Here is a 13,429-nt window from a genome sequence, read left to right on the forward strand (position 1 = left end):
TCCCGGAGGTGGTCCACGCAGGCTGGCACGACCCGCTGCGCGCCGCTGCCGTGCTGCGACGAAACCGCCACCGGGCGCGATGAAACTCGGTTTTGGCGGCACGGCCGCCCGGCTACCCTGTGCACGCCGTGTCACAGTGCGCCGCGATTCCCTCACGGGCGGCATAGGGATAGGGCTCTAGCCTGCAACTCTGCCCTTCCACAGGAGCCCCCATGTCCGCTTCCCCTATTCGCCTGCACGTTCGCCTGCACGTTGAAGACACCGGCGGCGATGGCCGCCCGGTCATCCTGATCCATGGCTGGCCGCTGTCGGCCGATGCCTGGAAATCGCAGGTGTCGATCCTGCGCGATGCCCAGTACCGGGTGATCAGCTACGACCGTCGTGGCTTCGGCCGCTCGGAGAAGCCCGCCGACGGCTATGACTACGACAGCTTGGCGGCGGACCTGGCGGCGTTAATCGAAGAGCGCGACCTGCACGAGGTGACGCTGGTCGGCTTCTCGATGGGCGGTGGCGAGGTGGCGCGTTACGTGGCCAACCACGGTGAGGACCGCTTGCACAGTGTGGTGTTCGCCGCCGCCGTGCCGCCGTACCTGCTGAAAAGTGATGACAACCCGGACGGCCCGCTGACCCAGGACAAGGCCGATGAGATGCGCCGTGGCCTGGAGAAGGACCGCGAGGCGTTCTTCGATGGCTTCACCCGCGATTTCTTCAGCGCCGACGGAAAACTGATGGTGACCGAAGATCAGCGCCAGGCCGCGATCGCGCTGTGCCATCAGTCCGACCAGACCGCCGCGCTGGGCTGCATGCAGTCCTTCGCCACCACCGATTTCCGCGATGACCTGAAGAAGATCACCGTGCCGACCTTGATCCTGCACGGCGACAGCGACGCCATCGTGCCGTTTGAAGGCTCCGGCGAGCGCACGCATGAGGCCATTGCGGGCAGTGAGGTGGTGATCCTGGAAGGCGCGCCGCACGGCTGCAACACCAGCCATGCCGACCATTTCAATCTGGCGCTGCTGAACTTCCTGAAGAAGTAATCTGGCGCCATGCGCAAGAACCAGACCCCACCCTGGAAGAAGCCCAACCCCAAGGGCCAGAAATCCCAGCCGCTGTCGCCCGCGCAGAAGGAGGCGGCGCGACAGCGGGCGGAGGAGAACGGGCGCCCGTACCCGAATCTGGTGGACAACATGTGGGCGGCCAAGCTGCCGCGCGGTGATTGATGGGGGTAGCCGAGCGTGGGCTCGGCTCTACCTCTGGATCAGTGGCGCCCAGCCGGTGTCGGTCCAGGGGGCTAGCTGTGCCGGCTGCACCGACACTGCGTTGGCTGGCAGGCCGCCCAACTGCGCCAGTTCGGTTTGCAATGCAATCGCATCCACGGCGGTGGGAATGGCCACCTGTAGTCGATCATCGAGGTGCCGAACTTGTACCGGCAGCACGGCGCGCGCTTCATGGTCGCCGCCGAAGCGGCCGATCGGATAGCGCATCACGACCGGGCGTGCCAGCGGCGCCAGTGCGGGCTGCCATCGTTGCAGCACCACGGACTGTGCCGCCGCCGGAACGCGCACTTCGGCGATCGTGACCGGATAGCCGCGCAGGCTCTCGACCATCACCTGGAAGCGTGCGCCATCGGGCATCGCCACCACCGTAGCCGCCAGCGCCGCCAGTGCGACCATCGCGGCGGCGAAGTACCAGCGGCGCGGGGCGCTGGCCGGAAGGGTGGCGCTGCGCAGGCCCGGGCGGCGGCGCAGTGCGCGCGCGTACAGGCGGCGGTCCTTTTTGCGCGGACTGCGGCTGTGCGCGGGCAGGTTTAGTGGCATCGGCGGCAGGCGCGCGGCACGCGCATTGATCAGGCGTGACAACAGCCAGGCCACCAGCGCGAATGCCAACAGTGGCAGCAGCGTGCGCACCGCCAGGTACAGCGTCACCATCGTGCGCACTCCTTGCACGCGTGCCTCTTTCCGAATGCACATCCTACCGGTACGCGCCGTGCGTGTCGCATCTGCCAGCCGACAACGCCGGCATGCTTGGTTAGCATGGCCCCCCGTTGTAATGGATGTACCCATGCCCGCGACTGCCTCCCGTCTTGGCCGCCTGTTCGGGCCAGCGTTGATGTTGTTCCTGTTGCAGGTGCTCGCGCTGCTGGCGCTGGGCCTGGAGGCCGGCTACTTCCATCATCGCGTTGCGCTGCTGCTGGAGCCGCTCAGCCCGGCCTGCGGCGGGCCGGATGCGGCGGCGCGGCTGCAGGTGGCCGAGCAGCTGATGGCCCGTGCCGAGGCGCTGGACGATTGGCAACCCCTGCGCTGGATTCCACTGCTGGGCATCGTGCTGGCACTGTTGGGCGCCATGACGCTGTGCGCCAGCCAGGCGTTGCGCTTCGCCCAACGATGGCGTGCAGCGGGCGGGTTGCTGGCGCTGCTGCATGGCGCCGCATTGGCGCTGGCGAGCTGGACGCTGCACCTGTACGAGAACGCCTGGAGCAGTCTGGCCACCCTGTCACCTGCGACATGCCTGGTGGATCTGACCGAGCATGGCAAGGTGCCGCTGGCCCAGGCGCAGCAGGTGATGTTCCACATTCTCACCCGCGAGCATGCGCCGCTGCAGCGCAACCCCGACGATCTGGCCCTGGTACTGGCCACGCTGCTGCTGATGGCGATGGTGGCCAGTCTTGCGCTGTGGCGGGCTGTGGCGCGCGGCAGTGCATCCGCCGACGGCTGAGGACCATCTCGGCGAACGCATGCATTCGCGTTACAGTCCACGCAGTGTCCCGACAAGGAAGTACCGATGCGTGCGTTGTTGCGAGCCCTGCCGTTGCTGTTGTTGTCACTGGCCGTGCAGGCCGCCGAGGTCGATCGCCGCATTGCGGTGACCATCGATGACCTGCCCTGGGCGCGGGTGGACGAGATCGTACCGGCCGATCTGCAGGCGCGGCATGCCGCGTTGATGGCGCAGCTGCACCAGGCCAACGTGCCGGTGGTCGGCTTCGTCAACGAGAACAAGCTGGAGGTGGGCGGGCAGGTGCAGCCGGCGCGGGTGCAGATGCTGCGCGACTGGCTGCAGGCCGGCTACGTGCTGGGCAACCACACTTATTCGCACATGGATCTCAATGCCAAGGGCGTGGCGGCGTTCCAGCAGGATTTCCTGCGCGGTGAAACCGTGCTGCGGCCGCTGCTGGCCGAGCGCGGGCAGGCGCCGCAGTGGATGCGCCATCCCTACCTGCGCGCCGGTCGTACACCGGAAGAGCGCGCGCAGATGGACGCCTTCTTCAAAGCGCATGGCTACCGCGTGGCACCGGTGACGGTGGACAACGGCGAATGGGTGTGGGCGTTCGCCTACGCCAACGTGATGAACGAGCAGCCCGATTCGCCTGCACGCGAGGCCACGCTGGCACAGCTGCGCAAGGGCTATGTGCCGTACATGCTGAACAAACTGGATTACTACGAGAAGCAGTCGCAGGCACTGCTGGGCTACGCGCTGCCGCAGGTGTGGCTGATGCACGCCAACGAACTCAACGCGGCCACGTTCGCCGAACTGGTGGCGGCGACCCAGCGCCGTGGCTATCGCTTCGTGTCGCTGGACGAGGCGATGCGCGATCCGGCCTATGCGCGTGGCGCCGAAGGCTACAACGGCCGCTATGGCCCCAGCTGGCTGCACCGCTGGGCGATGGCGGAGAAGAAGCCGAAGGAGTTCTACGCCGGCGAGCCGGTGGTGCCGACGTGGGTGATGCAGTTGGCGAAGGTGGATTCGGAGTGAGGCTCAGCGCTGCGGGTGTTGCCGGCAGCGGAGATCGCCCCCGACGCTGAAGCATCAGCTCTGCCCCGTTCACCCAGCTGGAGAATGGGGCGCGTAGTCCAATGCTTCAGTGTCCTTGATCAGCCGATCGTGCCGCTTGCGCACATCTTTGGCAGTTCCCCATCCTGTGAGGCTCGCTCTCTCAGCCCAGGTACCTTCTCGTAGTGTGCCTCGAGGTAGCGAATACCCGTGTCACGGCCGATGCCCACGCACTGGATCTTGGCTGCGTTGATGACAGTATCCATGCGAACCCTGCCGGTTGCGCCGGACGACAGCTGAATGGCCCTGACGATGCTCTCGTTCGCATCAGCAAGATTGGATGTGCGCAGACCGGCATATGCACGCGCGTTCCACGCCTCTGCGCTGGAGGCATCAACGGTTGTGGCGGCCTGGAAGTACTGAAAAGCAAGGTTGGCTTTTCCGCTGACCAGCGCATCTCTGCCTGCTCTCAGATAATCCTCGGCCGTCGGAGGAGAGGCAGCTGGCGCGGGGACGTTGGCCGAAGCCTGGCCTGCGTCGTTCTCGTTGGAGAGGCTCAATGCGCTCGCGCGGAAGGAGATGATGCGCACTTGGAGGAGCCGGAAATCCGTTTCGGAGAAGTAAGCCTTTGCTCGGTCGAGGAGGTGCAGGAATACCTGCTCGTCCCGGGACACGATCTGGGCTTCATACTTTTCCATGAATGCCATGATCATCTGATCAAGCTGTCTATCGGCCTGGCTCTGCTGGTGGCCGATGCTTGCATTCTTGAACGCTCTGTCATCGATCCCGGTCTGCTTCTGTTCCTCCCGCCGCTGCTCTTCGGAGCGCGATGCCAACTGGTGAGCGGCGAATGCAATGAAGACCATGCAGGTTGGAATCACGATCTTGCTGATGACTTCCCCGATGAACTTGCCTAGATTGGTGAGTACTGCCTTCCATGGCTGTGGGTTGGACATGCTGGTGTTCCGAGGGGCCTTCTACGCTATCGGCATGCCGGCAATGATCTTGAACCTTTGCTCTAGGCGCGGCGCACCGCCAGCACGCCATCCAGTGCCAGTTCCGCTTTGAAACCGGCCTTTTCCAGCCGCTTGGCTACTTCACGCGGCACATCGCGGCCGCTGGTCAGCTTGTTCGGTGCGCCGGTGTAGTGGAACAGGCGGCCGCCCTTGCGGATGACGCGGGCGAGGTGGTCGTAGAACACCTGCGAGTACAGCTCGCCGGCAATGCCGAAGCGCGGCGGGTCGTGCAGGATTGCGTCGACGCTGTTGCTGGCCACCTGCTCGATCTGCTGCGAGACATCGCCGTGGCTGAACTGCAGGCGGCCCCCGGCAGCCGCCGAATCCGGATCCGGCGACCACGGGTTGAGCGTGCGCAGCCACATCACGTCGGCGTTCTTCTCGAACGAGCGGATCTGGCCGACGCCGGCCTCCAGCGCGCAGGCGGCGAAGTAGCCCAGGCCGCCGCAGGTATCGAGGATGATCTTGCCGGCCGGGGCGACCAGCTCGACCTTGCGTCGCGCATCCTCGAACGGCGACAGCTTGGAGGTGGGCAGCATCTTGATGCCGTCGATCTCGAAGGTCGGCGCGCCCCATTCGGTGGGCACCAGCTTGATGAGTGAGCCGCTGTAGCGCGAGATCGGCGCGAAGTCCTCGCCATCCCAGTAGTACAGCGTGCGGTCCTTCAGCTTGCCCGGCCACGGGTAGTGCTGGCCGCGGAAGCCGAAGCCTTCGGCGTCCAGTGCAACCGTATCCTGGCTGCGCCCCAGATCGAGCGAGCCCTGCCAGTCGGTGGCGCCCTTGTCATGGGCACGGCGCAGGGTGTCGGCGCTGTCACGGGTCAGCAGGGGGCCGGTGTAATGGGGCACGGCGGGTACCGGGGCGGTTCGGGGGAGGGCATGGTACCGCAGCTGTTGTAGAGCCGAGCCCATGCTCGGCTTCACCGTGCCTGCATCCACGCATGGCGTGGATCTACTGTCACACGGGCCGGGCCTGGGCTCGAGACGCGTGCAGTTGAAGCCGTGTGTGGCGCCTTCCCCTGAAATCATGGCCTCGCCCAGCGAGGGCTCCATATCCAGCAGCGCGCATGAGCGACGGTGTGCATCCTGGGTCCCCGGAGGCTGCCGATGAAAATCGTAGCGCATGCGGCCGTCTTCCAGCAGCAGCCAGTGCACGGTAACGCGCTCATGGCTGCCGTTGCCGTGGTCCCAATCCAGTGTGCGCATCACCAGGGTCTGGCCATCGGGCATCTCGCGTACTTCGTCATACGCGCCTTGGGTTTTTGCGGTGCTTGTCGCAACCAGAAGGAACAGCAGCAGCATCGTCCACCGCCCAAAGAGGGAAGTGTGTGTTCGCCCGCCGAGAGCGGCCATCAGAATCGTTGCAACTTACGGGCACTTCACCGCATATACCGGCCCGGCGCCGATCAGCATCAGTGCCATGTAGTCGCTGTCGCTGGCCTTGCCTTTCAGCGTGGCGCCCTTGTTGAAGTGGAAGATGCCGAAGCCGCCGGCCATGCGGATCAGGGCGCTGTCGATCTGTGCGGCGTCATCGCGGAAGTAGCGGCCGATCTCGCTGGTGCTGGCCTTGTGCAGGGCATTCGGGTCGCGTTGCCACTGGCCATCGCGACCGAAGGAGACGAAGTACTGGCCGCCTTCCTTGTCGATGCGGAAATCGGCGGGCTTGCGTGCGCTGGTGGCGAAGCAGCCCTGCAATGGGTCGGCAGAGAAGGGTAGCCCTGCCTCACCACCGCAGGCGGTGAGCAGCAGGAGGGCACCGGGCAGCAGCAGGCGGAGCGTGCGCATGGGATGTCCCTACAGGGCGGGTACGGCTAGTGTAGGCAGCAGGCGGCGTGGCCCGTACAGAAATTCGGCAAGGTCAGAGGGGTTTTCGGATGGCGCAGGGCAAGGCACCGTGGTGCGGCGTGGCGAGTTGGCTGGGCATTGCAGTGGGCTGGGGCGCGGGCACGTTGGCGGCGCAGGCGTCGGTTGCGGCCGGCGGCAATGGGCTGGCCGCAGGGCTGGGCGTGGGCGTGCTGGGGGCCGCGCTGGTGGGGTGCGGACTGGCAGTGGCCTCGCGCGTGCGCGGTGAGCGCTGGCCATGGATCGGTATTGGCGGCGCGGTACTGAGTGCGGCGCCGCTGCTGATGTACGTGCTGCGGATGCTGTTGAAGCTCTAAGGGGTAGTGCCGGCCGCTGGCCGGCATTCGCAGTCCATGGGGTTGCCGGCCAGCGGCCGGCACTACCGATGGGTTCACGTGCTGCGGTGGATCTCCACGGTGACGTGCACCAGCTCTTCGTGGATGGCCAGCGCCTGACGCACGCTGTCGGCGTCCAGCTGCGGGTCGCTGGTGACCACGCTGGCGCTGACCGCGTACTTGCCGCGGCCCACCTGCCAGACGTGCAGGTCGGCCAGGCGTGCCGGCCACGGGCCCTGCTCGATCACTTCGCGCACTTCGGCCACCACCGGCGCATCCATCTGTGCGTCGAGCAGGATGCGGCCGCTGTCGCGCAGCAGGCCGATGGCCCACACGGTGACCAGCACCGCGCCGACCAGGCCCATCACCGGGTCCAGCCAGGTCAGGCCCAGCAGCTTGCCGCCGAGCAGGGCGACGATGGCCAGCACCGAGGTGGCGGCGTCGGCCAGCACGTGCACGTAGGCCGAGCGCAGGTTGAGGTCGTGGCCGTGCGAGTGATCGTGGTGATCGTGATCATGCCCGTGGTGGTCGCCATGGTCGTGGCCGTGCCCGTGGTGGTGATGCGCATGCCCCGGGCTGTCATGCAGCCACCACGCGCACAGCAGGTTCACGCCCAGGCCGACCACGGCGATGGCGATGGCTTGGTCATAGTGGATCGGCGCCGGCACCCACAGCCGCTCCAGTGATTGCACCGCCATCAGCGCGGCCACGCCGAGCAGGGCGATGGCGCTGGTGTAGCCAGCCAGGATCTCGATCTTCCAAGTGCCGAAGGCGAAACGCGGGTCGTGCGCATAGCGGCGCGCACAGCGGTAAGCGAACACCGACAGGCCCAGCGCCAGCGCGTGTGAGCTCATGTGCCAGCCGTCGGCGAGCACGGCCATGGAGTTGAACCACCAGCCGCCGACGATCTCCACCAGCATCATGCTGACGGTGAGCCATAGGGCGCGGCGGGTGTTGCGTTCGGCCAGCGGGTTGCCGTCGTCGAAGCGGTGTTCGTGACGACGGGCGGCGGCGAGGGCGTCCAGGTGCATGGGGAAACCAGAGGGTGGAAGGATACCCCCATAGGGTATACGATACGCGCATGGCCCATGTACACAAGAATCGAAAGCAGCTGCTGACCCGGGTGCGCCGTATCGGCGGCCAGGTGGCGGCGTTGGAGCAGGCGCTGGACAAGCCCGAGGGTGAGGCCGGTGACTGCGCGGACGTGCTGGTGCAGGTCGCCGCCGTGCGCGGTGCCGCCCACAGCCTGCTGATGGAGCTGCTGCACGAGCATCTGCAGGAGCATGTGGTGGGGGCGGAAGACCCGCAGCAGCGGGCTGCCGAGGCCGAGGTGCTGGTGGAGCTGCTGCGCCGCTACGGCAAATAGGCCGGTAGTGCCGGCCGCCGGCCGGCATCGTCAGGCGGTGGCCGGAGGTCATGCGGTTGCCGGCCAGCGGCCGGCACTACCGGGTACGTTCGGGGTTCATGCGGTTGCCGGCCAGCGGCCGGCATTGCCGGGTACGTTTGGGGTTCATGGGTTGCCGGCCAGCGGCCGGCATTGCCGGGTACGTTTGGGGTTCATGGGTTGCCGGCCAGCAGCCGGCATTACCGGGTACGTTCGGGGTTCATGCGGTTGCCGGGCGGCATTACCGATGGCGGTGCCGGGCGTTCCAGAGATGCGTTGCCGCCAGCAGCAGGCTGCCGGTGACGGTCAGCGGGGTTTCCCAGTCATGCGAGGGCAGCGCCAGCGCGCCGGCCAGCAGCAGGCCCAGCCCGCTGCCGGCGGTGGCCCAGGCCAGCACGGGCAGGGGATGGCGACGCTCGGCGCGCCACAGCGCATAGCCGGTCAACGGCAGGGCGATGGCCACGAACAGCAGGTGCACCCATTCCGCTTCGGCCCAGGCGCCGAACAGCGGCAGCGCGGCGGCCAGCAGCGGCAGCGCCAGGCAGTGCAGCAGGCACAGGCTGGACAGGGCGACCGCGCCGGCATCGAGCAGGGCGGCGGAGGGGGACTTCATCGGGGGGAGGTTCCTTGCACGGCAAGTGTTATACAGTAACATTTCCGTTCCGCAGCCAACCCGCTCCGACATGAACACTGTTTCCCGCGCCGACCGTCGCCTTCCGGTCACCGTGCTGTCCGGCTTCCTCGGGGCCGGCAAGACCACCCTGCTCAACCAGATCCTGCGCAACCGCGAGGGCCTGCGCGTGGCGGTCATCGTCAACGACATGAGCGAAGTGAACATCGATGCGCAGCTGCTGCGCGAGGGCGGCGCCGAGCTGCGCCGTACCGAAGAGACGCTGGTGGAGTTCAGCAACGGCTGCATCTGCTGCACCCTGCGCGACGATCTGCTGCAGGAAGTGCGGCGCCTGGCCGACGCCGGCCGCTACGACTATCTGCTGATCGAATCGACCGGGATCGGCGAGCCGATGCCGGTGGCGGCCACCTTCGCGGTGCGCGACGAGCACGGCTTCAGCCTGAGCGACATTGCACGCCTGGACACGATGGTGACCGTAGTGGACGGCAGCGCGTTCCTGGCCGATTTCGGTTCGACGCTGCGCCTGGCCGAGCGCGGCCAGCAGGCCGGTCCGGACGATGACCGTGGCGTGGTCGATCTGCTGTGCGAGCAGGTGGAGTTCGCCGATGTGATTGTGGTGAGCAAGGTCGACCAGGTGGATGACGAGGTGCTGCAGGACACGCTGGCGGTGCTGCGTGGATTGAACCGTGATGCGAAGCTGCTGCTGTCCCGTTTCGGAGACGTGCCGCTGGCCGAGCTGCTGGATACCGGTCGCTTCGACTTCGAACGCGCGCAACGCGCACCGGGCTGGGTGAAGGAGCTGCGCGGCGAGCACAGGCCGGAAACCGAGGAGTACGGCATCGGCAGCTTCGTCTACCGCGCGCGGCGTCCGTTCCATCCCATGCGCTTTGCGCGGGCACTGCAGTCGGGCATGCCGGGGGTGATCCGCAGCAAGGGCTGGTTCTGGTTGGCCAACCGCATGGACTGGGTGGGCGAGTTGAACAGCGTGGGTGCGGCCACCCGCACCCAGGCCGCCGGCTTCTGGTATGCGGCGCGCGAACGCGTGCGTGCCGGCCAGGAAGACACTACGCCGCTGCTGCCGCCCACGCCGCTGCCGTACAGCGATCTGGGCTGGGCACGGCAGCAGGCCGAATGCTGGAGCGCACCGCTGCCCGGTGTGGAGGAATTCCCGGACAGCGCCGCGTATTCGGCGATGGCGCGCCTGTGGCATCCGCTCTGGGGTGACCGCCGCCAGGAACTGGTGGTGATCGGTGTGCACATGGATGAGCGTGTGGTGCGTGCCGAGCTGGATGCGTGCCTGCTCAACGACCAGGAACTGCGTGCCGGGCCGTTGCTGTGGCAGCAGCTGCCGCAGGCGTTCCCGGTGTGGAAGCGGTGAGCAGAATGCCGTTGTAGGGCCGAGCCCACGCTCGGCTGTTGCTTCGGTAGATCCACGCCGTGCGTGGATGCAGGCATGGCGGAGTCGAGCAAGCTCGACTCTACAACGCGTCGCGCCATTGCCAGCCATCGCTGCGGACCTGCAGCACCTGGGTAGGCCGCAGCGCGTGCAACAGGTGGTGGTCGTGGCTGACCATCACCAGCGCACCCGGCCAGGCCGCCAGCAGTTCTTCCAGTGCCTGCAGCGCGCCCAGGTCCAGTGCGTTGCCGGGTTCATCCAGCAACAGCAGCTGCGGGGCAGGGGCGGCGTACAGCACGCTGGCCAATGCACCCTTCACCCGTTCGCCGTCACTGAGGCTGGCCGCTGGCCGTTGGATGCGCTGGGCGTCCAGACCGAGCAGGGCCAGCCGCGTGCGCAGTTCGCCGGGATCGGCGGTCGGGTTCGCCGCCTGCACGATCTGCAGGATGCTGCGCTCACCGGACATGCCCAGCAGCTGCTGATCCAGCAGTGCCAGCGGCGCGTGGCGCTGCACGCTGCCCGCGCGTGCCGGCAGCTGGCCGGCCAGCACGCGCAGCAGGGTCGACTTGCCGGTGCCGTTGTCGCCGACCACAGCGATGCGTTGGCCGCGGCGAATGTCCAGCTGCAACGGTACGCCGCAGCCATGCGGCAGCAGCAGATCCTGCGTCTGCAGCAGGCGTGCGCTGCTGCGCTCACCTTCCACGGCGAACAGCGCCAGTTCCGGTGCCACGTGCACGGCCGAAGCGGCGGCCCGCAGCTGTTCGCTGCTGGCCTGCAGGCGCTCGGCCTGCACCTGCTGCGCGCGTCCGAGCGTGGCCTCGGCGCGCTGCTTCTGGCGGCCGAGCAGGATCGGCGCCTGGTTGGCCTGCTTCGCATCGCGGTTGCCGCGCGCCTGGCGTTGCTGTTGGCGCTGGTGCTGTTCGCGCGCGCTGCGCTGCTGCTGGCGGTGCTGCGCGCGCGCATGGTCGAGCTGGGCGACGGCGGCCTCGCGTTCGGCCTCGCGTGCGGCGGCGTAGTGCTGCCAGGGGCCGCCATAGCGATGCAGGCCGCGCGCGTCGAGTTCGACGATCTGCTGCATGTGGCCCAGCAGTTCGCGATCGTGGCTGATGACCAGCAGGCCGCCGCGCCACTGCCGCAGTTGTTCGTACAGCTGCTGGCGGTGGCGCGCATCGAGGTGGTTGCTGGGTTCGTCCAGGATCAGCCAATCGGCGCCACTGGCCCAGGCGCCGGACAGCGCCACCTGCATGGCCTGGCCGCCACTGAGGCGCGCGGCAGGGTGGAGCGGATCCAGATCATCGGGCAGACCCAGTGCCTGCCAGCGTTGCAGCAGGCGCTCGCGCAGATCCCAGCGATCACCGATGCAGGCGAAGTCGGCCTCATCGACGCTGCCCGCTTCGATGCGCGCCAGCGCGGCCAGTTCCCGACCGACTCCCGCCAGTTCGCCGACCGTGCCGGCCGGAGGGTAGCCCGGGGTGGGCAGCAGGAATACACGGCCGCTGCCGCGCACCTGGCCGCTGTCGGGGGTGAGCCGGCCGGCCAGCAGGCGCGCGAGCACGCTCTTGCCGGCGCCATTGGCACCGACCAGGCCGGTGGCCACCGGTTCGAAGGAAAAGGACAGATCGGAAAACAGCGCGCGGCCGTCGGCCAATCGATACGACACGCGATCGAGCGTGAGGGAATGCGGGGTCATGCGACCTCCAGGGATGCCGGGTTCTCCCCTGCGCGCAGGGGCGGGAAGACTCAGGCCGTCTGTTGGGAAGACGGCGGCATCACTGGCGCATTGGTCGCGAGCCTCTGGGAGGAATGAGGGGGCCAGTATAGCGGGGTTGGCTGAATGGCTGCGTGCACCTGCGGAACCGGGCGGGGCGGCTGAATGGTCGCGTGCACCTGTAGAGCCGAGCCATGCTCGGCTGATTTTCGTTTGGGTTCCGATTGGTCGAGCATGGCTCGACTCTACAAGGAGCATCCACGCATGGCGTGGATCTACCGAAGGAGCATCCACGCATGGCGTGGATCTACCGAAGGAGCATCCACGCATGGCGTGGATCTACCGAAGAAGCATCCACGCGTGGCGTGGGTTCAGCGGAAAAGGCATCCACGCATGGGGTGGATTCAGTGAAGAGGGCATCCACGCATGGCGTGGGCCTACGGCACGGTGCCCAGGCGTTCGCCGACGAAATCGATGAACACCCGCAGCTTCGGCAGCACATGGCGGCCGGACGGCCACAGCAGATGGAAGGTGCCGCAGGAATGCACGTGTTCTTCCAGCACGGTCACCAGCCGGCCGTCGGCCAGCGCGTCACGCACCGAATGCACCGGCACGAACGCTACACCGACATCGCGCAGCGCCAGCGCCACCCGCGCTTCGATGGTATTGGCCACCATGTGGACCGGCAGCTCCTGCGGCATTTCATCATCGGGCCAGTGGATCGGCCACGCTTCCAGCTTGCCGGTGCTGGGAAAACGATAGTGCAGCAGCGTGTGCTGCATCAGCTCCGCCGGCGTGCGCGGAATGCCGCGACGCTGCAGGTAGGCCGGCGAGGCGACGATGCGGCGCGGGAACACGCCCAGGCGTCGTGCGTTCATGCGCGAGTCGCTGGGTTCACCGACGCGCAGCACGGCATCGAAGCCTTCCTCGATGACATCGACCAGGCGATCGCTGAAATCCAGATCGAGCCGGATGTCCGGATAGGCCGCCATGAACTCGGCCATCAGCGGCAAGGTCAGATCGCCCACCAGCGGCAGGCTGATGCGCAGCGTGCCGCTGGGCGTGGCATGCGGCTGTACGAGTTCGGTGCGGGCGGCATCGCGCTCGTCGAGGATGCGCCGGCAGCGCGCCAGGAACAGCTGGCCTTCGGCGGTGAGGGTGATGCTGCGCGTGCTGCGGTGGAACAGGCGCACGCCCAGCGCGTGTTCGAGCCGGGCCACGCACTTGCCGGCGGCCGAGGCGGAGATGCCCTGCAGGCGCCCGGTCTCGACGAAGCTGCGGGTGTCGGCGGCGTGCACGAAGGTCTGCAGGTTGGCGAGGTTGTCCAGGACTGACATGGGCGTGCGGGCG

The 13,429-nt window shown here is 67.4% G+C and carries 15 protein-coding genes; 7 read left to right on the plus strand and 8 right to left on the minus strand.

Annotated elements, in window-relative coordinates; translation table 11 throughout:
* Positions 1 to 212: 212 nt before the first annotated feature.
* Both C9412_RS13830 and C9412_RS20705 read left to right on the plus strand, forming a co-directional pair.
* A complete protein-coding gene (locus C9412_RS13830; protein ID WP_107232159.1) occupies positions 213 to 1,037 on the plus strand; it encodes an alpha/beta hydrolase in 825 nt (274 codons plus the stop codon).
* A 9-nt stretch (positions 1,038 to 1,046) separates the two neighbouring features.
* The gene (locus tag C9412_RS20705) at positions 1,047 to 1,220 is read left to right on the plus strand and encodes a hypothetical protein (RefSeq protein WP_181358648.1); all 174 of its coding nucleotides are present in this window, start codon (positions 1,047 to 1,049) and stop codon (positions 1,218 to 1,220) included.
* 27 nt (positions 1,221 to 1,247) lie between these two features.
* Here C9412_RS20705 and C9412_RS13835 read toward each other — a convergent pair whose 3' ends face one another.
* On the minus strand, positions 1,248 to 1,928 hold the full coding sequence (locus tag C9412_RS13835) for a hypothetical protein (RefSeq protein WP_107232160.1): 681 nt from the start codon (positions 1,926 to 1,928) through the stop codon (positions 1,248 to 1,250).
* A gap of 133 nt (positions 1,929 to 2,061) precedes the next feature.
* On the opposite strand from C9412_RS13835, the gene C9412_RS13840 reads away from it, so the two are divergent.
* Together C9412_RS13840 and C9412_RS13845 are read left to right on the plus strand one after the other, a co-directional pair.
* Positions 2,062 to 2,715, plus strand: coding sequence for a hypothetical protein (locus tag C9412_RS13840; protein WP_181358649.1), 654 nt, complete (start codon positions 2,062 to 2,064; stop codon positions 2,713 to 2,715).
* A gap of 66 nt (positions 2,716 to 2,781) precedes the next feature.
* Positions 2,782 to 3,750, plus strand: a complete 969-nt coding sequence (locus C9412_RS13845; RefSeq protein WP_107232162.1) for a polysaccharide deacetylase family protein — start codon at positions 2,782 to 2,784, stop codon at positions 3,748 to 3,750.
* Between the two features lie 119 nt (positions 3,751 to 3,869).
* Here C9412_RS13845 and C9412_RS13850 read toward each other — a convergent pair whose 3' ends face one another.
* The 3 genes from C9412_RS13850 to C9412_RS13865 form a co-directional block, all read right to left on the minus strand.
* Positions 3,870 to 4,724, minus strand: a complete 855-nt coding sequence (locus tag C9412_RS13850) for a hypothetical protein (protein ID WP_107232163.1) — start codon at positions 4,722 to 4,724, stop codon at positions 3,870 to 3,872.
* A gap of 62 nt (positions 4,725 to 4,786) precedes the next feature.
* A complete protein-coding gene (locus C9412_RS13855) occupies positions 4,787 to 5,695 on the minus strand; it encodes an MnmC family methyltransferase (protein WP_181358652.1) in 909 nt (302 codons plus the stop codon).
* Positions 5,696 to 6,151: 456 nt separating this feature from the next.
* Positions 6,152 to 6,568: a hypothetical protein gene (locus C9412_RS13865; RefSeq protein WP_107232164.1), complete on the minus strand. Its 417-nt coding sequence runs from the start codon at positions 6,566 to 6,568 to the stop codon at positions 6,152 to 6,154.
* A gap of 89 nt (positions 6,569 to 6,657) precedes the next feature.
* On the opposite strand from C9412_RS13865, the gene C9412_RS13870 reads away from it, so the two are divergent.
* On the plus strand, positions 6,658 to 6,942 hold the full coding sequence (locus C9412_RS13870) for a hypothetical protein (RefSeq protein ID WP_107232165.1): 285 nt from the start codon (positions 6,658 to 6,660) through the stop codon (positions 6,940 to 6,942).
* 74 nt (positions 6,943 to 7,016) lie between these two features.
* On the opposite strand, the gene dmeF is transcribed toward C9412_RS13870, so the two are convergent.
* Positions 7,017 to 7,991, minus strand: a complete 975-nt coding sequence (dmeF, locus tag C9412_RS13875; protein ID WP_107232166.1) for a CDF family Co(II)/Ni(II) efflux transporter DmeF — start codon at positions 7,989 to 7,991, stop codon at positions 7,017 to 7,019.
* A 50-nt stretch (positions 7,992 to 8,041) separates the two neighbouring features.
* Between dmeF and C9412_RS13880 the strand changes: the two genes are divergently transcribed.
* On the plus strand, positions 8,042 to 8,326 hold the full coding sequence (locus C9412_RS13880) for a metal/formaldehyde-sensitive transcriptional repressor (RefSeq protein ID WP_106550496.1): 285 nt from the start codon (positions 8,042 to 8,044) through the stop codon (positions 8,324 to 8,326).
* A 259-nt stretch (positions 8,327 to 8,585) separates the two neighbouring features.
* Here the strand turns inward: C9412_RS13880 and C9412_RS13885 are convergent, their stop codons facing one another.
* Positions 8,586 to 8,957, minus strand: coding sequence for a MerC domain-containing protein (locus tag C9412_RS13885; protein ID WP_107232167.1), 372 nt, complete (start codon positions 8,955 to 8,957; stop codon positions 8,586 to 8,588).
* 70 nt (positions 8,958 to 9,027) lie between these two features.
* Between C9412_RS13885 and C9412_RS13890 the strand changes: the two genes are divergently transcribed.
* A complete protein-coding gene (locus C9412_RS13890; RefSeq protein ID WP_107232168.1) occupies positions 9,028 to 10,353 on the plus strand; it encodes a GTP-binding protein in 1,326 nt (441 codons plus the stop codon).
* 100 nt (positions 10,354 to 10,453) lie between these two features.
* Here C9412_RS13890 and C9412_RS13895 read toward each other — a convergent pair whose 3' ends face one another.
* Both C9412_RS13895 and C9412_RS13900 read right to left on the minus strand, forming a co-directional pair.
* Positions 10,454 to 12,061 (minus strand): ATP-binding cassette domain-containing protein, encoded by a 1,608-nt coding sequence (locus C9412_RS13895; protein WP_107232169.1) that lies wholly within the window; start codon positions 12,059 to 12,061, stop codon positions 10,454 to 10,456.
* Between the two features lie 455 nt (positions 12,062 to 12,516).
* On the minus strand, positions 12,517 to 13,416 hold the full coding sequence (locus C9412_RS13900; protein WP_107232170.1) for a LysR family transcriptional regulator: 900 nt from the start codon (positions 13,414 to 13,416) through the stop codon (positions 12,517 to 12,519).
* Between the last annotated feature and the right edge of the window lie 13 nt (positions 13,417 to 13,429).

Source organism: Stenotrophomonas sp. Nf1 (assembly GCF_003028475.1).
In the GTDB taxonomy this organism is placed as follows: Bacteria; Pseudomonadota; Gammaproteobacteria; order Xanthomonadales; family Xanthomonadaceae; genus Stenotrophomonas.